Raw genomic sequence first — 19766 nt, forward strand, 5'->3', positions numbered from 1 at the left:
ATTAAAAAAGGTTTTCTGCCTTTTTTATAGAAAATCCGCTTTCCAAAAAGGAGGAAATACAGTGAAGAAATTATTCATGATTGTAGCTGTAGTAAGTATGATAGCGCTATTAGGTGCTTGTTCAGGTAAAAAGGCCGATTTAACGATAACTTCTTTTACAGACGAACTACAGGATGTCATTGATGTATTTGAAGAGAAATATGATGTAACCGTGGATTTGCAAATTATTCCAACAGAGAACTATACGACAACACTTCGTCCATCATTAGAAAGTGGAAAAGGTGCACCTGATATCTTCACTGGAGAAATTGTATATTTAAAGGATTGGGTTGAACAAGACTATTGGGAAACGTTATCTCAAGACCCTTATGATGTCCAAGACTGGGAATCAGACTATATGGATTATGTTTTTGATTTAGGGAAGAACGAGGATGGCGAAGTCAAGGCAGTTTCTTGGCAAACAACGCCAGGGGGTATCTACTATCGTCGCAGTATTGCCAAAGAAGTGTTAGGGACTGATGACCCAGAGGAAATTGGAAAGCGCTTTTCAACAATGGAAGGATTAACGGAAGTAGCAGAGGAAATGAAAGCTAATAACTATCGTTTATTTCCTGACGAAGGTTCCATTCAACCATATACAGATGGTCAAGATCCGCAACCATGGGTAAATGAGAACAATGAATTAGTGATGACAGATGCGAGATTATCCTATTTTGATTATGCGAAGGAATTTCGTGATAAAAAGTACACAGCTCTTGCTCCTGCCTGGTCGCCTGCTTGGTATGAATCATTTAATGGGCCAATCAGCTACAACAAAGGTTGGGATGAAATTGAAGAAGATGAAAAGGATTCAGATAAAACAGAGGTCTTTGCTGTTTCCCTGCCAACATGGGGGTTACATTCTGTACTGAAGGAACATGCTACGGAAACTGCCGGAGATTGGGCAGTAACAAACGGGCCAACACCATATTTTCAAGGCGGAACTTGGATTGGAATGTATAAAGACTCTGATAATAAGGATTTAGCCTTTAAATTCATCGAAATGCTTGTTCACGATGAGGCCTTTTTGGAAGATTGGGTTAAGGAGACAGGCGATGTTCTTTCCTATCTTCCTGTAACAGAAAAAGTGAAAGGTGATTTCTCAGACGAGTTTTTAGCCGGACAAAACAACTATGAATTCTTCCTGGACGAAGCTGAGAAAATTGATGCAAGTATCATTACAAAATATGATCAATCAATTGGTGATCTGTTCGGAACTGAAGTAGGTAACTATGTTGAAGGAAAAACTACCAAGGAAGATGCTATTAAAGAGTTTTACAAGCAAGTAAAAAATGCTTATCCCGATATCAAGGTACCAGATGAAAAATAAATCATTTTAAAGAGAGAGGGGAGGAAACAGGTTGACCTGTAAAACTCCCATCTCTTTTATTAAGGAAGGGGAAAGAGCATGATTAAGGATAATAAAAATGCATTTCTATTTATGTTCCCATTCGTTTTCGTTTTTTTAATCTTTAATATTTACCCAATTCTTTTAACCTTTTATTATAGTTTGACCGATTATACTGGTATGGGGGGAATTGGAAACGCTAATTTTATTGGAGCCGAGAATTATGCCCGTCTAATTGGTGACGGCTATTTCTATAGTGCATTAGGGAATACTCTAAAAATTTGGGGACTCAATTTTATCGTCCAAATGGGGATTGCTCTTGGTCTCGCGCTATTATTCTCTGATATTCGCTTGAAGTTAAAAGGTGTTGGCCTATTTCGTGCATTATTTTACTTACCAAATATCATTACGATCGCGTCCGTTGCCTTGCTTTTTAATATTTTATTAGATTGGAACTACGGAGCGTTAAACCAGATGTTATTAAGTTTAGGAATTATTGATTCGCCGATAAATTGGTTAAATAATCCAACATATGCACAATCCTGGGTTGCCTTAATCGGTGCATGGATGTGGTTCGGGAATTCATTCATTATTTTGCTTGCTGGAATCTCTGGGATCTCGAAAGATTACTACGAGGCTGCTTTAATTGATGGGGCTAATTGGTGGCAATCATTTACGAATGTAACATTGCCCCAACTAAAACCAGTGTTATTGTATGTATTGATTACCTCTATTATTGGCGGGTTACAAATTTTTGATTTACCGATGTTGTTGACAGATACCCGAGGTGCACCAGACGGAGCATTGAATACAATGGTTCTCTATTTATATAATCAATCCTTTAAGTACAATAACTTCGGTTATGGTGCAGCCATTGCCTATGGATTATTTATCATTACAGTTATTTTCTCAGCTGTTACCTTCCGTTCTATGTACCGTAAAAATGCAAGTTAGGGGTGAATTCAGTGAATAAAATCAAAACAGCTAAAGTCTTTATTTATGCTGCGTTAATCATCTTGTTGATCATTTGTTTTATCCCATTTTATATGATGATCATTAATGCGACAAGAACGAACTCAGAAATATTGCAAGGATTCTCAATGATTCCTGGAGCTGCTATATTAGATAACTACCAGGTTCTTACTCAATTTGTAGACGTATGGAGAGGATTTCTCAACAGTTTAATAGTTGCAATTTCGGTGACAGTATTAAACGCATATTTCTCTGCATTAACAGCGTATGCATTTTTGGTCTATAAATTTCGTTTTAAGAATGTTATATTTGTGGCATTTATCGTCATGATGATGGTACCAGGGCAGCTAGGATTACTTGGTCTTTATGATCTTAGTAATGCATTAGGTATGCTAGACACATACTTCCCGTTAATTATTCCGGCAATTGCGGCACCATTTACTGTCTTCTTTTTCCGCCAATACATGGTGACGACAATGCCATTGTCGCTTTTAGAAGCTGGACGAATTGATGGAGCTACTGAAATTCATATGTTCCATCGAATTGTACTGCCAATTCTTATGCCGGCGATTGCGACAATGGGAATCTTTACCTTTATTGGTTCATGGAATAACTATATTACGCCACTCGTTATTTTGCGCTCTCCAGACTTGTTTACACTGCCAGTGATGATGGGGGCGCTCCGAGGCTCACCAGTTGCTATGAATTTAGGTGCGATGTATCTAGGGATTGCTATCTCAGTTGTACCGATTATGATTGCGTTCATATTCCTTTCCCGATATATTATCAACAGTATTTCAGCTGGGGCAGTCAAAGAGTAATTTGTAAAAGCCTTATCTAAGTAAGTTAGTCGATTAGATAAATTCTTGTGAAATTATAAGATAGAACCTGTTTTCTCCGAAAAATACTATAAAAGCTTTTAATGTAAAGGAAGGGGCTTTGGACGACATAATTAGTATTTTAAGCTCCAAGGACGCACGATACATTCCCATAGCAACAGGGAAATAATTGTCCAATTTTATGGGAGCAGTGCACTCGCTCGCGAAAATCCGGAGCGGGGTAAATGCCTCTAGTAGTTCGCTTTTTTGGGAAATGCTTATCCGGCCTCTTTCCTTTTTGGATGTAAATTCTGAAGTAACAGATGATAATATTGAGGATTTAGAAAAGGCTGGACAATACGGCGCCGAATTTTCGATTGAAGTCGTGAAGGCGATTGGGAAATAGAAGAAAACTATGTAAAACAAAAGCGGACCCTTGACGGATCCGCTCTTATCTTATTTAGTGTGGCTTCAGTAACATTAATCGTCTATTTACCGAACCCCCAAACCACTTCAGCTATTTCAATAACATGTTTTATTTTATTCCACTGTTCTTCTTCTGTTAGGTTATTCGCTCCCTCTTCAGTACTTGAGAATCCACATTGTGGACTTAGAGCTAATTGGTCTAGGGAGATGGATTGACTTGCTTCTTTTATACGTTGGATAATGGCTTCTTTTTCCTCAAGCTCACCATTTTTACTTGAGATAAGTCCTAGTACAACTGTTATATCCTTATTAGTAATCCCTTGTAATGGTTCAAATCCGCCAGAACGTTCATCATCATATTCTAAGAAGTAACTGTCATAAGGCAGTTGATCGAAAAATTTGGCCACCTGTTCATAGCCGCCTTCATAAAGGTAGGTTGATTTGAAATTTCCTTTGCACATATGAGTCGCGACGATCATATCCTCTGGTTTATCCTTTAATGCTTCCCGAATGGTCTTTACTAACAAAGCAACAAGCTCGTCAATTTTCAGCCCACTAATTTTCTCCAAGAAATGAGGAAATTCAGGGTCCGCCAGTGCTGATAGGACCGTATCATCAAGTTGTAAATATCGGCAACCTGCTTCATAAAATTTTTGAACAGCCTCCTGATAAGCAATCGCCAAATCTTCAAACAAATCATGAAGACTGAGGTAGAGTTCCTTTTCTTGATCACTTGGGATTCGGTATAACATTTGACTTGGAGAAGGAATCGTTACCTTGGCTAGTTGTGAACCATCTCCATGTTCATCCACTTTCCTTTTCAAATACGCAAAATCTTGGATCATATAATGTGCTCCGAAGCGGATTTTACCCGTCACCTTGTAAGAATCGGCACTGGTCGTTTCCCCTTTAAATGCAATCCCGCCTTCTCGTTTGGTATACTCCACACCTTCTAACCCCCAGAAGAAATCATGCATAAACCAAGCTCTTCTGAATTCCCCATCTGTGATCGCTTTTAAGCCAACATCTATTTGCTTCTTTATTAACTTTTCAATTTCTTGATCCTCAACTAATCTTAAAGCCACTTGACTTAAATTCCCAGCTCGATAAGAAGCTCTGGCATCTTTCAAAGGCTCCGTTCTTAAAAAACTCCCAACATGATCCGCTTTTAAAGGTAAATGACATGCCATATTATCTCAGTTCCTTTCCTAAAAAAATAAACTTCTACTGAAACCAAATTCTGCTGTACCACAAGAATAGCAGGAAAAGGTGGTATAGTATAAAACTTAATATTTATGAGGAGTGATAGCCAAAGGTTATATCAAAGTTTGTGCTGGGTTAAGGAATAATTCAAAATTTTCCTAGAATCTCTTTATCCCGCATTAACGGACAGTAATACCCCCACCTCAAGGCTTTAGAGAATACGGAGAAGCATAGGTGGGGGATACACTGTCCTAATCTAGTTGCAGCGCCTAGCGCCTAGCAAATTTACGATTTCTGCTTGCGTAAGTCAACATCGATTCACCCTTTGGGCTCATCGTGTTTCCTTTATCCCGTCAGAACCCTTTAAATTTGTACGTCGCTGGACAGGCGCTTCCGCTTTTTTGAGTAAAAGCCCGATTGGTTCAGGCCAACAAGATGTTGGTCACAAAGGCGTAGCGACGTATAGGATGTACTAGTGCAGACGAAGCGACAGGACGTCGCGTTTGAGTCTGCCGACAGGATGTCGCGATTTTAGCCTTTGATCCTCTGAAATCAGTGGGGGATGAAAGAAACCCCACACTGATTGAAGGTTCACTTTATTGGTGGATAAGGAAGGTGCTCCCCTGAAAGAAATAACATATAAAGAAGTTATTAAGAATAATCTTGATAACAGATAGTACTTAACTAGAAAGGAGAATATCATGATTAATAGCCAGACGGAAACAAACATTAAAACAAGTACACAAAAAGCAGGAAAAAAAAGAACGGATTCAAGTTATGTTTGGTATCTTTTTCTTATTCCTAGTTTTTTAGGAATTTTTCTATTTATGGTCTATCCTATTCTTGAATCGCTCCGATTGAGTTTCTATCAATCTAATGGAACACTTGAAAAGTTTATCGGTCTCTCTAATTTTAAAAATGTATTAACTTCAGGTCCTTTTTGGAACTCCGTTTGGAATACCTTTTTCATTGGTATTTTTCAAGTAATAATTACGATTCCTTTAGGATTTATCTTTGCGTCCTTAATCAATTCTACGAAAAGATGGCAGAACCTTTTTAAAGTTGTCTATTTTTTACCTAATGTTACATCCATTGTTGCAGCTTCCATGATATTTGCTTTTGTTTTGCATCCGGATATGGGGATTGTCAACTATGCACTTGATTCATTAGGCTTGCCAACACTGGGATGGTTTTCATCTCCTTCTACATCAAAGTGGGGAGTGATCTTACTATCTGTTTGGCATTGGATCGGCTTTGTTATTATCATCTGCCTGGCCAATTTACAGGCGATATCTACCGAAATGTATGAAGCGGCTAAAATTGATGGCGCAAGTGGCATGCAACAGTGGCTTTTTATTACTGTACCCAATATGGCTCCTACTTTTGCGTTTTTGCTTATCACGGGGTGGATTGGTGCTCTACAACGGTTTAACGAGGTTTATGTTTTAGGGGGAGCAAGTGGAAGCCCGGCTCGTTCTATTCAAACGATGGGGGCATTCATTTATGAGAGGGGATTCACCGGCTTTGAGTTTGGAATTGCCTCAGCAGCCACATATATTATGTTCATTATTATATTGATCTTTACCTTTATTAATCTTAAAGTCTCGAAAATGAAATTATAAACGAGTGAGGGAGAATAGATGATCAATGCAATGTCTAATAAGAAATTGGAAAATATATCAGATTGGGTAAAATTTGCGATTTTATTAATCTTCGGTGTTTTATTAATGACTCCATTTATATGGATGGTGAGTGTTGGATTTGATCGAACGGCAAACGTTACAATGCCGTTTCCACCACGATTAATACCGGAAGAAGTATCACCATTTAACTATGGAATTGTATTTGAAAACGGAAGATTAATTCAATCCTATATAAACTCTGGTATCGTAACAATTAGTTCGGTGTTTATAGGTGTAGCTTCCTCCCTTTTAGCGGGATATGCCTTTTCAAAGGGGGATTTTAAAGGAAAGAAGATTCTATTTATTATTGTGCTCTGTACATTAATGATCCCAATAGAGCCACGTTTAATTCCGTTATATACATTGTTTAATAAAGTGGGGTTATTAAATACTTTTTGGCCATTGATTCTGCCAACTTTAATTAATGGGATGCTTATTTTTCTCTGTAAGCAGTTTTTTGATCAGCTGCCAGACACATTGCGGGAGGCCGCCCAAATTGACGGTGCAGGTGAATTCAAAATTTTTTTTCGAGTGTATCTCCCTCTCGCGGGTCCAATTGCAGCAACAATGGTTATTTTGGCCTTTATTTGGAGTTGGAACGACTTTATGTGGCCGTTAGTTGTCCTAAACAATCAAAATTTACACACTGTACCCCTTTATCTAGCAAGTTTCTCTCTAGAAAATGGTACAAGTTTAGGAGGACTAACCATGGCATTAGCGACTGTTAGTATTCTTCCAATCGTCATATTGTATCTATTTTTACAAAGATATGTAATTCAAAGTATTGCTTTAAGTGGGGTAAAAGGGGAATAGTTTTTTACATTTATTAAAATAAGAGGGGGAAATAATGTGATTAGACCTATGTTTACAAGAGGAACCTTCTTAACGCCATTATTTATGGTGTTATTGTCGGTTATGCTAGTTGGTTGTAGTACGAATCCGGGTGGCTCATCCACGGATTCCGGACAGAAGGAAACAAATACAGCAGATGGAGAATGGGCAGGTCAAAAGATTAAGGTCCATTTGATTGGCGATTTTGATATGGAATCTTCGACAGACCCAATCACAGGTGAGAAAACGGAAGGATTAACAGTATTAAAAGAAGAATTTGAAAAACAACATCCCGGTGCCAAAGTTGAGTTCATTCTCATGCCGTGGGAAGGGTATACAGAAAAAACACAAGCAATGCTCACCTCGAACGAAGCAGATGTCTATCAAATGCCGGGTATAGCGGATTATGCTCCACAAGGTGTCTTAGAACCATTACAACCTTATATTGATAAAGATGATGACTTTAGTCTAGATATTTTTATTGATAACCAAGTGGACGGTTGGAAAGTGTTAGGGCCAGATAGTGATGAACTGCAAATTTGGGGATTACCATTTTTAGGGGATGCACGGTTTATCGCTTATGATAAAGAGCTTTTTGATCAATGGGGTGTAGAATATTTATCTGAATTTCCAACGATGGAAGAAATTGAGGAAAAGGCAAAAAAGATGACTGGTACTAACCCTGAAACAGGGGAACAAAACTATGGGATATGGTTTAGAGGAGATTATGATTCCGCCTTTAGGCTTGTGAATATAGCTGAAGGGCAAAACGGACAGTGGGGAACAGGCTTTGCTTGGGATGAAATTGAATTTGAATTTGATTCACCAGAAATGGTGAATGGATTAAATTGGTTATTGGATATGCAAGAATATGCACCAAAAGGGATTGTGAGTAATCAAGGAAATGAAAAATGGTTAACAAAAGACAATAATATTGCAATTTTGTTAAATCAGGGACCTGGAGATATAGTTAAAAAATCGTATGCGCAGGGGCTAGAGGATCGAATTGGAATCGCACAAGAATTCAAAAATGATGAAGGGATAGGCGGAATGTTTGCCGGTAGTCCAATCGCGATTGCCAAAAACAGTAAAAATAAAGATTTGGCGTGGGAATGGCTTAAATTTGCAACGAGTGACTTTGTACAAAAATATGTGTTTGAAGAAGCAAGCGGAATTCCGTCTGTGAAATCTGCAACCGAATGGGATAGTGTGAAAGAAAAGGATAAGTTAATGTTACCGGTTCTTGAAGCAATGGGTACCCCATGGACACCAAGATATCCATGGGCATCATCTCAACCAAGGTATATCTTATCTTCAGAGATTGAAGCAGCTTTAACAGGAGAAAGAAGTACTGAAAAAGCGCTAGAGAAAGCACAGAAAGAAAGTACCGAGTGGTTAGAAAATCGATAGTAGATATGAAAACTTTCCTTTTGTTGGGGGTTTTTCCAGAGAGAACTCATTTCTCTGGAAGAATCCCCATTTCCTATGTAGAAAAGTCCAATCTCTGGAACAGTTGCGCATTTTCCATGTAGGAACCCCATTATTTTGGGAATTCCCCCATTCTTATGAAGAGAAGCCCATATCTCAGGAAAGTCGTCCATTTCAGGAGAGGAAACCCCATTTCATCTAGAAAGAAACCCATTTCCTAGATAAGGTGCTAGGTTTATCGACAATTCAGCGCTTTATCAAACCATAGAACGAGGTACACCTTGTTCATGCCATTTAGTTAAAGATGGTAAGCATGAAGACTTAATTTATTACGGAATAATCAATCCTGATGATATACCTAAATAAGGAACAGAACGAAAAAGTCTAAATTTGCAAGTTTTGATGCCTTACTTGCGTATTTAAGGCTTTTTCGCTTTTTTGTTCCTCTGTATATTCTCTAGCACCCGCCTTTTATGAATTGTATGATGAAAGTCCGCTTAGTATAATGAGAGATAATCCAGCCATTATTCAGGCGTATTTCCATTCAAGACCGATAAAAGTGAAGCTTCAATCAGTAAGGGATTACTGCCCGTTAATGCGGGATAAAATCATAATTTGGAGGTCGATAGCATGGTAAAACCAAATATTTTAATGATTATCTCCCATGATACAGGTAGATATCTGGGAAGCTATGGTAAGAAGATTGAGACGCCAGCATTAAACCAACTTGCTGAGGAAGGAATTCAATTTAATCATTACTTTTGTTCTCAACCACAATGTAGCCCGAGTCGTGGTAGTATTTTAACCGGTATGTATGGACACAATCACGGTATGTTAGGATTGGCACATTTGGGGCATTCAATGAACAGTCAAGTAAAAACAATTCCATCCGAGGTTAAAAAAGTAGGTTATGGTACTTGGCTGTTTGGTTTTCATCATGAATCAATTGCTGGAAATCAGGATGCTGAAAAATTAGGATATGATCATGTGATAAAAATACCTACTAATGCAGCTAGCAAAGTAACTGATAAGCTAGAAGACTTTTTGACGGAGAAAGCCAATAACGATGACATACCGTTTTATGCATCTGTTGGTTTTGAAGAAACACATCTACCAGTAGATCACTTTGAGCCAGATCCCATTGATTCAGTAGAAGTTCCACCTTATCTGCCTGATACTGCTGGTGTAAAAAATGACATTGCTCATTTTCACGGCTCTGTGAAAGAGTTAGACTCTGCAGTTGGTAGAATTATGAAAAAGTTAAAAGAAACCGGATTGGATAAAAACACAATTCTTATTTATACAACAGATCACGGTATACCTTTCCCTAGAGCGAAGGGGACCTTATTAGATTCGGGTTTAGAAACTGCATTAATAATGAAATTTCCGGAAGACATGTATAACCAAGGTGGTCTTATGAAAGAGGAACTTCTATGTAATATTGATTTAATGCCTACATTATTGGAAGTAGCGGGTGCTGATATTCCTGAAGAAATAGATGGACACAGCTTTTTACCGCTAATAGCAGGGGATGATTATCAGCCCCGCGAAAGCTTCTTTTGTGAGTTAACTTGGCATGATCGATACCATCCTATGCGGGGAATACGTACGAACAAATACAAATATATACGCAATTTTGAAAAAGGGCCAAAAGTATACCTTCCATTGGATATACATCAAACTCTTGCCGGACAAGATGTTAGGGATGAATATTATGTTCCCAATACGGAAGAGGAATTATATGATCTTCACAATGATCCTCTAGAAAAAAATAATTTGGCAGATGATGAACAATTTATAGAAGTTGTGAAAGGGCTTCGGTCCAAAGTGGAAGAATGGATGAAAGAAACGAATGATCCATTATTACACGGACCAGTACCAGGGGAGGAAGCCCCGGGCTGGAAAGAGGAAGTGGAAAAAGGTAATTTTAAGAGGGAATTTATCAAATAGAAATTGATGCTTGCCAATGATGAAGAGAATACAATGCTTATCTTGTGTCTGGGGATGGCAGAAGATCATGCTTCCGAAGTTATCATGGATGGGAGGACTGCGCATTAAAGTTAAAGGAGGGAAAGCTGTAATGGATAGCTCAGTTATGAAGAATAAATTACAAGAATATGTAGATGCGTTTAATGCGGGCGATCTTAAACGTTTGATCGCACTGTTCGCGGATGATGCGAAAGTGGAGGATCCCGTTGGGCAACCGCCAAAGATAGGACGTCAAGAAATTGAAAATTTTTATCGTGAAAGTATGCTAGGAGGGGCTCAACTCAAATTATTAACGTCACCCCGCGGTTCCTTCGGCAATGCAGCATCGATTACCTTTGCCGTTCATTCCAAAACGGAAGGTCGATCAATTCGTATCGATGTCACAGATGTAATGACCTTTGACGCAAATGGTAAAATAGTCACCATGCAAGCCTTTTGGGGACCAGACGATGTGCAACAGCTTTAGTTTAACGCCGAATTTAAGGTGAGATCATCTTGTGGCAGTCGGGTACGAAGGGAACCCCTGAAGTTTCGCTTTATCCAAATATATTCAAATCTGAAATAAAGTGAACAGAAAGCACATTATTCCAGAATTTTTCCAAAGTAAAGTGGAAATGGTTCACTGGAATAATGTGCTGATTTATTACCCATACAATTACTTTTTATGCTTCGTATCTAAGCCTATTCTTTCATACTGTTCAACTGGAGCTTCATTTTCTTCCATTAAGGTTAAAAGTTTAGTAATCATTTGCTCCTCTATTTCTTTATCTTCCATAGTGTGTAATTGTTTAGGATCCTTCTCTAAGTCAAACAGTAGATTGCCGAAATTATTGACCTTGTATTTGTCTTTTGCAGGCACTTTCAATACATTAAGTCCCTTTGTAAATGAGAAGCCTTCGACAAACTGGGCCTTAGATAATTCCGATACCGTAAATAGGTTGTGCATGTGCATAGGCATTAATGTATAGTTAAACAAGTCATTCGTTTTATCTTTTAATGCCGCGCGCATATAAACATGTTTTCCATCCGTAACATTCACATGACCGCTAAATACCCCAAATAGGGCGGCATCTCTTATCGGTGTGTCATCTTCAATTACATGTCGTAATGGTTTTCCTTCCATGTCTTCTGGTATTTCTAATCCAAAGAAGTCTAATAAAGTTGGTGCCCAGTCTATCAATTGAACGATTGAGCTTCTTTTCTCATTTTGAACTTTTAGTCTAGGGTCATAAATAAATAAGGGAGTATTCGCAACTTCATTATAATAGGGAACTTGGTTTTTACCCCAATATTGATGTTCTCCTAACATAAAACCATGATCTGTTCCTACAATTAACATTGTGTCTTCCCACATATTATAACGATCCATTAAATCTAATACCTTACCTAAGTTATGATCACACATCGTGACCAATGATTGATAAACTTTGCGTACTTGTTCAATTTCTTCGGATGTTTCACCTTCTACTTTTCCACGAGGCCAATCATAATGTTTTCCGTCATAATCTTTTTCATTGTACATATTAAGATAGTGATCCATAACTTGGAAAGGTTCATGCGGATCGAAAGTTTCAATTTGCAGCATCCAATTGTCTTCTTTCCAGTTGTTATTAATAAATTCACAGCCTAGGTTAAAAACTTTTGTTTGAGGTTGATCTTCTTCCCGTTTGATGTACTGTCTATTTACCCAGTCATAACGCCATAGGCTAGAAGTGTCGGTTCCTTGTTGATTTTTGGGAACGCGTACAACATCTGGAATATGTGGATCTTTCTTTTGACCTTTCCAATGATCGCCTTCTTGTCCACGTACAATTTCCCATGAGGAATATCGATTATGATAAGTAGATCCACCATCTTCCCAATAGTGTAAATGATCACTAATAAGATGAGAATAGACACCGGATTTTTTTAAAAGCTCGGGCATTGAATCATCGAAAGGCTCTAGTGGCCCCCATTCCCTATGAAGGAAATTTTTCCTTCCTGTGTGCAGCTCTCGACGAGCTGGCACACAGGGCATGCTTGAGACATAACTATTTTCAAAAGTAACAGCTTTTTGACTTAAACGTTCAAAATTAGGTGCGTATGTCTCGGTTCCTCCATATGGGGGAAGATAGTGTCGATTCAAGCTATCAAATAAAATAAATATTGCTTTCAAAAAAATCTACTCCTTTATAGCATTTTTATAACTGGTTTCTACAATATCCTGTATCTTATTCCCAATATCTTGACCATCCATCATATTGATTACTTCAATTACATGCTTATTTTTATTTTTCAGATCATCGACATCAACCATATCCATCAATTTCTTATTCACAGCAATAATATCAGCCCAATTAACATATCCCCCTAGTTCGCCAGCAGAGGTATGATCTAAATTTGCTTCAATATTTCTTTCTTTTAAGGCTTTAGCTGTGACTGTTTCTAACATTGCACTACTTCCTACACCATAACCGCAAACCAACAGTACATTAACCGAGTTTTTCATCATAATTCCTCCATTTAAATTTATATTTTTTTAGATTTATGCATAAGGCCCCATAGATAGAGCTTTTGCAATCGCTCTTAAAATTTCAAGGAAAGCCGGCCACACGGTTGAAAAGTCAAACATACCCGACCAACCTACACCATCTGGTAAACCTAGGAGTGGCAATGTCCAAACTGTACCAAATGACTGAATCATTCCTAATAATATGCCACAAATCATTACGGATTTATATCCACCGTATTTATTGGCAAGCACCCCAATCGGCCCCCCACTAAAGAATAGTGGTATAAAACCAGGGATAACCATTACTGGACTTTTAAATAATAGTAATAAAAGCATTGAAATGATTGTACCGAAAGTTGTGAAGATGAAGCCTAGTGTTGCAGCATTCGCTGAAAACGGGAGTAATGCAGCAACGTCTATTGCAGGAATCGCGTTTGGGATCAGTTTTTCTTGAATTCCCTTAAAAGATGCTGTGATTTCTCCAACCATCATCCGCACACCCTGTAATAGGATAACCATATACATAGAGAATTCTAACCCTAAGGTAAGAATGTAAATATACCAAGGTTGTCCACCCGATAATACTTCAATGTTTTTAATCCCGATTGTTAATAGAAAACCACCTGTGAAAACAATCATAGTAATGGCGATAGCGGTTACGTTATGGTTAAAAATTCCTAACCAGCCTGGTAAATTTAAGTTTTCTGCATCGTCTTTTTCTGGATCCCCAAACTTATGGGCAAACTTTGAGAAAAACCAAATAGCGAAGTTTTGATTGTGCCCAACTGTAAAACCAGCGTTGTTTGTTATTTTATTAATCGCTTTTATTGGTACGGTTGTTGCAATTGCCCAATAAATACCTAGTAAAACACCAGAAATTATGATCGTAGGTATCCAAGGCATATCAAGCCAATATGCCAGTAACCATAACATAGCTTGAGCATGAGCTACTCCACTATTACCAGTTAAAAATATCCCTTTCGCTTTTGTATATTTTCCAAAGTAAACAAGGACCAAGTTGACAAAAAAGGCTATTAGGAATACATATCCAACAAATCCAAAGTTATTTCCTAACGCCTCTTGAGTAGCTGCTTTCATTGCGTATGAATCCATTAAATATCCTTTAATGCCATAAACATCACTTACTGCTGCAACTACTGGTTTAAACCCATCTGAAAACTGTTTTCCGCCAAATAGCACTAACATTAAACCAACCGCTGCACTTACAGAACCTGTAATGACTTGGATGCGTGATTTCCCATTTAATGCATAACCTACACCAACTAATAACCCTATGATAATAGCAGGCTGGGTTAATAGTTCGTAGATTACGTTGAATATTGCGCTAAACATGTTTTCACCCCCACCATTCAGCCTTCTTTTAAAAGGAGAAATTTTTAAATCTCCCTCTAATAGTTCCTTTTATCACCCACCAGGAATGATTCATTAATTCGAAAGCGTATTCAAATAGTTTTAAAAAATGAATGAATTGAACGTATTTATGTTCGATTTGATTGTTGTGATAATATTAAATTATAAAAAAATAAATGTCAATACTTTTTTATAAATCTAAAATACCATTGAATTTACCGATTCAACCATCGAATTGATCATTTTAGTCTGCTAGAAAAAATAATTGACATTCTTTCATTTATAGATTAAAGTAGCTGTATGTTCGAATTGATCGTATTGATGTTTATTTTTATTTAAAAAATGTTCGATTTGATTGTGAGGGTATGAAAATGGAGAAAAAATTAAATATTGTTGACCAAAGAAAGCAAAGAATAATCAATTATTTAAGGAAACATAAAGTAGCAAAAACCGCTGATTTAAGTAAATCTTTAAATGTATCTGAAGTAACTATTAGGAGAGATATAAAGGAATTTGAAGATAGTAATCATATTGAGCGATTTCATGGCGGCATTAGACTGATTCAAGATATTACAGATAATGAAGTCCTCTACGAAGAAAAAGGAGGCAAATATACCAAAGAGAAAAAGGAAATCGCTAAAGAAACAGTTAAGCATATTGAAGATGGTGATACTATCTTTATTAATTCCGGATCCACAACATTATACGTTCTAAAAGAGATCAATGATTCGGGGAAAATCGTAAAAATTATTACAAATAATGCTTTAGCTCCCACTGTTATAGATAGGGATTCTGTAGAGTTGCTTATCACTGGTGGTGAATATAGAGCGAAATCTAAATCATTAGTTGGTGAAAATGCGATTCAGATGATATCAAATATTGTGGCTAACAAATGTATATTAGGTATTAATGGCATTAGCGCAGAAGATGGGATCTTCACTTCTGTTTATCAAGAGGCAGGGGTGAATGAACAAATGATTGAATCTTGTTTTGGTGAAGTGATCGTTGTAGCAGATCATTCAAAAATTGGTAAGGTTTATAATTTTAGAAGCGCTGCCATAGAAAAAATAGACGTTCTTGTAGTGAACAACGATTCTAATAGAGATGAAATAAACAACTTAAAAGAAAAAGGAGTAAACGTAATTATCCCTTGAAATGGAGGTATATAAAGTGGACTTTTTAGACTCCTTAATTGAAAACGATTCAGTTCTATTGAATATAGAAGCAAGTAGCTGGGAAGAAGCAATCCAAAAAACTGTACAACCTTTAATTGATTCAGAAGCAGTAGCTCAACAATATGTTGAGGAAATTATTAAATCAACAAATGAAATGGGACCCTATTATATTCTCATAGAGAATTTTGCAATGCCACATGCCCGTCCAGGTAGTTATGTGATGAAAGATTCTTTTAGTTTCGTAACATTAAAAGAACCAGTCCTTTTTCCAGAAGATCAATATGTAAAAGTACTTGTTTGCTTGGCCGCAACTAGTAATGAAAATCACCTTGGGAGTGCTCTACCACAAATTGCTGCAATTTTTTCCGATAGTAGTATCTTTGAGGAAATTAATCAAGCTAAAACAAAAACAGATATAGTAGATCTTTTTAAAGAAAGAAAGGAAGGATTAAAATGACTGAAATAAGCAAAATTACAAGAGATTCATGGGTATTAAGCACATTTCCAGAGTGGGGAACATGGCTAAATGAAGAAATTGAAGAAACAGTCGTCGAAAAAAATACTTTTGCTGCATGGTGGTTAGGGTGCACAGGTATATGGTTGAAGAGTGAAGGAAATGCAAATATTCTAGTTGATTTATGGTGTGGATCCGGAAAACGCACTAAAAAAACCAGCAAGATGAAGAAAGGGCATCAAATGATGCGTATGAGTGGGGTTGAAAATTTACAACCAAATTTACGAAACGCTCCATTTGTTATCGATCCTTTCGCAATTAAAGAGTTAGATGCACTTGTTGTCACCCATATTCATTCGGATCATCTCGATATTAATACAGCGGCAGCCGTATTACAGAACTGTGATGAATCGGTTCCTTTTATTGGGCCGCAGTCGGTAGTGGAGATTTGGAAAGGGTGGGGTGTACCGGAAGACCGTTGCATCATAGTTAAACCTGGTGACAAAATGAATATAAAAGATGTTGAATTAGTAGTCTTAGAATCATTTGATAGAACGGCGTTAATTACAGCTCCGCAGGAACTTGAATTAAAAGGGAAGCTACCTCAAGATATGGACGAACTTTCAGTTAACTACTTATTTAATACTACAGGCGGAAGTTTGTATCATGCTGGTGATTCCCATTATTCGAACATGTTTGCTAAGCATGGAAATGAACATAAAATTGATGTTGTCTTAGGTGCGTATGGAGAAAATCCACGTGGGATAACCGATAAAGTAACATCAGTCGATATGCTGCGTATGGCAGAAGCACTTAAAGCAAAAGTGGTGATTCCAGTTCATTATGATATTTGGACAAACTTTCAAGCAGATCCAAAAGAATTACAATTGATTTGGGAATCTAAAAAAGACCGTTTAAAATACCAATTCAAACCATATGTATGGCAAGTCGGCGGGAAATTTGTCTACCCCGATAACAAAGATGATCTAGAATATCATTTCCCAAGAGGATTTGATGACGTCTTTGTAAAAGAAAATGATGTACCATATCCTTCGTTCCTATAAAAATAATTTAAGAGGGGGCTGGGACCTAGCGCAACATCGACGAACATTGCTTACTTTTTCGGAGCGAATTATATGTACCATAACAGTTCGGTTTTCCTTTGGTGAAAACACTTTCGTCCCAGTCTCTTTAGAAAAGGATGAGAAAATATGAATACTCCTAACTTACAAATAGCTTTAGATAATTCATCATTAGATGATGCTTTGAGAACTATAAAAGAAGCAGGACCCATTGTCGATATTGTTGAAGCCGGCACAATTCTATGTCTAGCAGAAGGAATGCAAGCAGTGAAATGCCTTAGTGCATTATATCCAGATAAGATCGTTGTTGCAGATACAAAATGTGCTGATGCGGGAGCAACAGTCGCAAAAAATTGTAAGGATGCAGGTGCAGACTGGATGACCGTTATTTGTTCCGCAACAATCGCAACAATGAAAGCGGCAATGAAAGAAATCGATGAACTACAGGTAGAGTTATATGGGGATTGGACATACGAGCAAGCACAGCAATGGTTAGATGCTGGTATTTCCCAGGCGGTATACCATCAAAGCCGAGATGCTCTGCTAGCTGGCGAAACATGGGGGGAAAAAGATTTAATTAAAGTTAAGAAGTTAGTTGATATGGGCTTTAAGGTATCTGTTACAGGAGGACTTAAATTAGAAACAATAAAGTTGTTTAAGGGTATTGATGTTTACACATTTATTGCCGGGAGAAGTATTACAGGCACGGAAGATCCAGCACAAGCAGCTAAAGACTTTCAAGATGAAATTAGACGAATTTGGGGCTGATCATATTGAATCCATTAGGAATATATGAAAAGGCATTGCCAGCTAATATTTCCTGGTTAGAAAGGCTTGAATTGGCGAAAGAACTCAATTTTGATTATGTTGAGATGTCAATTGATGAAACGGATAAACGTTTAGCACGTCTAGATTGGAGCCAAGAGGAAAGAAAGGCAGTGATTGATGGTGTTCTGAAGACAGGCATAAAAATACCGTCAATTTGTTTAAGTGGACATCGTCGCTTCCCACTTGGATCAACTAATGAACAGGTCAGAAAACAAGCTCTAGAAGTGATGCAAAAGGCAATTAATCTAGCATCTGATATTGGTGTACGCGTCATTCAATTGGCTGGTTATGATGTCTATTATGAAGAAAAATCTATTCAGACTAGACATTATTATATAGAAGGAATGAAAAAGTGTTTAGAACTGGCCGCAGAAAAACAAATTACCTTAGCCATTGAAATAATGGATGATCCTTTTATTAATTCTGTTACTGAATACTATAAGGTAAAAAAACAATTACCATCTCCGTGGCTTAAAGTCTACCCTGATTTAGGTAACTTATCTGCATGGATTGAAAATGATGTAGGCTATGAGCTTGAGATAGGGATGCCGCAAATTGTTGGTGTCCATTTAAAGGATACGTTAGCAGTGGCGAATGGATTCCCGGGAAAATTCAAAGAAGTTCCTTTTGGGGAAGGCTGTGTTGATTTTGAAGGCTGTTTGAAAATATTAAAAGCTAATCATTATTCAGGACCATTCTTAATTGAAATGTGGAGTGAAAAGAGCGATCGTCCTGAAGAGGAAATTAAACAAGCGCTTTCTTTCTTATTACCAAAGTTTAAGGAGGCAGGTTATGACTACAAGAGATGAGCGCATAAAAGAAATGCAACAAAATGTTTGTAAAGCTAATCTGCGTCTACCTGATGAGGGGCTTATTAAACTAACTTGGGGGAATGTAAGCGAGGTAGATTATGACTATAACATAATTGTTATTAAACCAAGTGGTGTGTCTTATTCCTTAATGAAATCGGAGCATATGGTTGTTACAGATCTCGATGGAAATATCCTACAAGGTACTTACAAACCTTCATCTGATTTAGCAACCCATGTTACATTATACAAAAATTTTAAAGATATCCGCTCAGTTGTGCATACACATTCAAAATATGCGGTTATGTGGGCACAGGCAAATAGAGATATACCAGTGTATGGAACGACCCATGCGGATGCTTTTTATGGACCAATACCATGTACACGTGATTTAACAGCAGAGGAAATAAAAAAGGCATATGAAGCCGAAACAGGAAATGTGATTGTAGAGACTTTTAAGCAAAGATTTATTGATCCAAATGCGGTACCAGGTGTAATTGTTCATAGTCATGGACCATTTACTTGGGGTAACAGTGTAAACGCGGCTGTAGAAAATAGTATTATTCTAGAGGAAGTAGCTGAAATGGCACTTCACACGGAGTCGCTATCATCTTCTCGACCACCAATATCTAATCATTTGCTAGGTAAGCATTATTATAGAAAACATGGTTCAGATGCATATTATGGTCAAAAATGAATTACTTTTAGAAAGAAAACACTAGAGAGTAAACACGGCCAGAAGGCCAAATACAGTTGGAAGTTCATCTGGTAATATCTGATTTCGTTGTGCATGAAGTTATAGAACAAATAAAAACGCTTA

19 protein-coding genes are annotated in these 19766 nt (G+C 37.4%); 15 read left to right on the forward strand and 4 right to left on the reverse strand.

Translation table 11 applies throughout. The annotated features are described in order from the left end of the window. Nucleotides 1–61 precede the first annotated feature (61 nt). The 4 genes from IPU53_RS09010 (at nucleotide 62) to IPU53_RS24910 (ending at nucleotide 3583) form a co-directional block, all read left to right on the forward strand. Nucleotides 62–1369 carry an ABC transporter substrate-binding protein gene (locus IPU53_RS09010; RefSeq protein ID WP_207449996.1) on the forward strand — a complete coding sequence of 436 codons (1308 nt, stop codon included), beginning with the start codon at nucleotides 62–64 and terminating at the stop codon, nucleotides 1367–1369. 78 nt (nucleotides 1370–1447) lie between these two features. Beyond that, nucleotides 1448–2341, forward strand: a complete 894-nt coding sequence (locus IPU53_RS09015; RefSeq protein WP_207449998.1) for a carbohydrate ABC transporter permease — start codon at nucleotides 1448–1450, stop codon at nucleotides 2339–2341. 11 nt (nucleotides 2342–2352) lie between these two features. Further along, the gene (locus IPU53_RS09020) at nucleotides 2353–3180 is read left to right on the forward strand and encodes a carbohydrate ABC transporter permease (protein ID WP_207450000.1); all 828 of its coding nucleotides are present in this window, start codon (nucleotides 2353–2355) and stop codon (nucleotides 3178–3180) included. Between the two features lie 187 nt (nucleotides 3181–3367). After that, nucleotides 3368–3583 (forward strand): hypothetical protein, encoded by a 216-nt coding sequence (locus IPU53_RS24910; RefSeq protein ID WP_242698170.1) that lies wholly within the window; start codon nucleotides 3368–3370, stop codon nucleotides 3581–3583. Between the two features lie 82 nt (nucleotides 3584–3665). Here the strand turns inward: IPU53_RS24910 and IPU53_RS09030 are convergent, their stop codons facing one another. After that, a complete protein-coding gene (locus tag IPU53_RS09030) occupies nucleotides 3666–4793 on the reverse strand; it encodes a 5-methyltetrahydropteroyltriglutamate--homocysteine S-methyltransferase (protein ID WP_207450002.1) in 1128 nt (375 codons plus the stop codon). A 714-nt stretch (nucleotides 4794–5507) separates the two neighbouring features. Between IPU53_RS09030 and IPU53_RS09035 the strand changes: the two genes are divergently transcribed. The 5 genes from IPU53_RS09035 to IPU53_RS09055 all read left to right on the forward strand — a co-directional run bounded on the left by IPU53_RS09035 (nucleotide 5508) and on the right by IPU53_RS09055 (nucleotide 11202). Continuing rightward, nucleotides 5508–6428, forward strand: coding sequence for a carbohydrate ABC transporter permease (locus IPU53_RS09035; RefSeq protein WP_207450004.1), 921 nt, complete (start codon nucleotides 5508–5510; stop codon nucleotides 6426–6428). A gap of 18 nt (nucleotides 6429–6446) precedes the next feature. Continuing rightward, nucleotides 6447–7301 carry a carbohydrate ABC transporter permease gene (locus tag IPU53_RS09040; RefSeq protein WP_242698171.1) on the forward strand — a complete coding sequence of 285 codons (855 nt, stop codon included), beginning with the start codon at nucleotides 6447–6449 and terminating at the stop codon, nucleotides 7299–7301. A 36-nt stretch (nucleotides 7302–7337) separates the two neighbouring features. Beyond that, nucleotides 7338–8729 (forward strand): extracellular solute-binding protein, encoded by a 1392-nt coding sequence (locus tag IPU53_RS09045; protein ID WP_313886467.1) that lies wholly within the window; start codon nucleotides 7338–7340, stop codon nucleotides 8727–8729. A 648-nt stretch (nucleotides 8730–9377) separates the two neighbouring features. Further along, entirely contained in the window at nucleotides 9378–10697 is a 1320-nt protein-coding gene (locus IPU53_RS09050) for a sulfatase family protein (protein ID WP_207450006.1), read from the forward strand. A 130-nt stretch (nucleotides 10698–10827) separates the two neighbouring features. Further along, a complete protein-coding gene (locus tag IPU53_RS09055; RefSeq protein ID WP_242698172.1) occupies nucleotides 10828–11202 on the forward strand; it encodes a nuclear transport factor 2 family protein in 375 nt (124 codons plus the stop codon). Nucleotides 11203–11391: 189 nt separating this feature from the next. On the opposite strand, the gene IPU53_RS09060 is transcribed toward IPU53_RS09055, so the two are convergent. The 3 genes from IPU53_RS09060 to IPU53_RS09070 are packed head-to-tail and all read right to left on the reverse strand — an operon-like array spanning nucleotide 11392 to nucleotide 14580. Continuing rightward, nucleotides 11392–12891, reverse strand: a complete 1500-nt coding sequence (locus tag IPU53_RS09060; protein WP_207450008.1) for a sulfatase-like hydrolase/transferase — start codon at nucleotides 12889–12891, stop codon at nucleotides 11392–11394. A 6-nt stretch (nucleotides 12892–12897) separates the two neighbouring features. Continuing rightward, entirely contained in the window at nucleotides 12898–13227 is a 330-nt protein-coding gene (locus tag IPU53_RS09065; RefSeq protein WP_207450010.1) for a PTS sugar transporter subunit IIB, read from the reverse strand. Between the two features lie 33 nt (nucleotides 13228–13260). Beyond that, the gene (locus IPU53_RS09070) at nucleotides 13261–14580 is read right to left on the reverse strand and encodes a PTS sugar transporter subunit IIC (RefSeq protein WP_207450012.1); all 1320 of its coding nucleotides are present in this window, start codon (nucleotides 14578–14580) and stop codon (nucleotides 13261–13263) included. A 389-nt stretch (nucleotides 14581–14969) separates the two neighbouring features. On the opposite strand from IPU53_RS09070, the gene IPU53_RS09075 reads away from it, so the two are divergent. From IPU53_RS09075 to araD, 6 genes are all read left to right on the forward strand, one after another. Next, nucleotides 14970–15752: a DeoR/GlpR family DNA-binding transcription regulator gene (locus tag IPU53_RS09075; protein WP_207450015.1), complete on the forward strand. Its 783-nt coding sequence runs from the start codon at nucleotides 14970–14972 to the stop codon at nucleotides 15750–15752. A gap of 16 nt (nucleotides 15753–15768) precedes the next feature. Beyond that, nucleotides 15769–16230, forward strand: a complete 462-nt coding sequence (locus tag IPU53_RS09080) for a PTS sugar transporter subunit IIA (protein ID WP_207450017.1) — start codon at nucleotides 15769–15771, stop codon at nucleotides 16228–16230. Then, nucleotides 16227–17291, forward strand: coding sequence for an L-ascorbate 6-phosphate lactonase (ulaG, locus tag IPU53_RS09085; RefSeq protein WP_207450018.1), 1065 nt, complete (start codon nucleotides 16227–16229; stop codon nucleotides 17289–17291). The genes IPU53_RS09080 and ulaG overlap by 4 nt, the downstream gene beginning before the upstream one ends. A 147-nt stretch (nucleotides 17292–17438) precedes the next feature. Further along, nucleotides 17439–18077 (forward strand): 3-keto-L-gulonate-6-phosphate decarboxylase UlaD, encoded by a 639-nt coding sequence (locus tag IPU53_RS09090; RefSeq protein WP_207450019.1) that lies wholly within the window; start codon nucleotides 17439–17441, stop codon nucleotides 18075–18077. 5 nt (nucleotides 18078–18082) lie between these two features. Next, entirely contained in the window at nucleotides 18083–18946 is an 864-nt protein-coding gene (locus IPU53_RS09095) for an L-ribulose-5-phosphate 3-epimerase (protein WP_242698174.1), read from the forward strand. Continuing rightward, nucleotides 18930–19643, forward strand: coding sequence for an L-ribulose-5-phosphate 4-epimerase AraD (gene araD / locus IPU53_RS09100; protein WP_207450023.1), 714 nt, complete (start codon nucleotides 18930–18932; stop codon nucleotides 19641–19643). Before IPU53_RS09095 ends, araD begins: the two co-directional genes overlap by 17 nt. The last annotated feature ends 123 nt before the right edge of the window (nucleotides 19644–19766 follow it).

Source organism: Bacillus sp. SD088, assembly GCF_017355205.1.
Classification (GTDB): Bacteria; Bacillota; Bacilli; order Bacillales; family Bacillaceae_C; genus Lederbergia.

What these genes read in the sequence shown, in the direction of transcription:
- IPU53_RS09090 (WP_207450019.1), top strand. Translation starts at nt 17,439, where the DNA reads ATGAATACTCCTAACTTACAAATAGCTTTAGATAATTCATCATTAGAT.
- IPU53_RS09035 (WP_207450004.1), top strand. Translation starts at nt 5,508, where the DNA reads ATGATTAATAGCCAGACGGAAACAAACATTAAAACAAGTACACAAAAA.
- IPU53_RS09015 (WP_207449998.1), top strand. Translation starts at nt 1,448, where the DNA reads ATGATTAAGGATAATAAAAATGCATTTCTATTTATGTTCCCATTCGTT.
- IPU53_RS09070 (WP_207450012.1), bottom strand. Translation starts at nt 14,580, where the DNA reads ATGTTTAGCGCAATATTCAACGTAATCTACGAACTATTAACCCAGCCT.
- IPU53_RS09030 (WP_207450002.1), bottom strand. Translation starts at nt 4,793, where the DNA reads ATGGCATGTCATTTACCTTTAAAAGCGGATCATGTTGGGAGTTTTTTA.
- IPU53_RS09050 (WP_207450006.1), top strand. Translation starts at nt 9,378, where the DNA reads ATGGTAAAACCAAATATTTTAATGATTATCTCCCATGATACAGGTAGA.
- IPU53_RS09055 (WP_242698172.1), top strand. Translation starts at nt 10,828, where the DNA reads ATGGATAGCTCAGTTATGAAGAATAAATTACAAGAATATGTAGATGCG.
- ulaG (WP_207450018.1), top strand. Translation starts at nt 16,227, where the DNA reads ATGACTGAAATAAGCAAAATTACAAGAGATTCATGGGTATTAAGCACA.
- IPU53_RS09040 (WP_242698171.1), top strand. Translation starts at nt 6,447, where the DNA reads ATGATCAATGCAATGTCTAATAAGAAATTGGAAAATATATCAGATTGG.
- IPU53_RS09065 (WP_207450010.1), bottom strand. Translation starts at nt 13,227, where the DNA reads ATGATGAAAAACTCGGTTAATGTACTGTTGGTTTGCGGTTATGGTGTA.
- araD (WP_207450023.1), top strand. Translation starts at nt 18,930, where the DNA reads ATGACTACAAGAGATGAGCGCATAAAAGAAATGCAACAAAATGTTTGT.
- IPU53_RS09075 (WP_207450015.1), top strand. Translation starts at nt 14,970, where the DNA reads ATGGAGAAAAAATTAAATATTGTTGACCAAAGAAAGCAAAGAATAATC.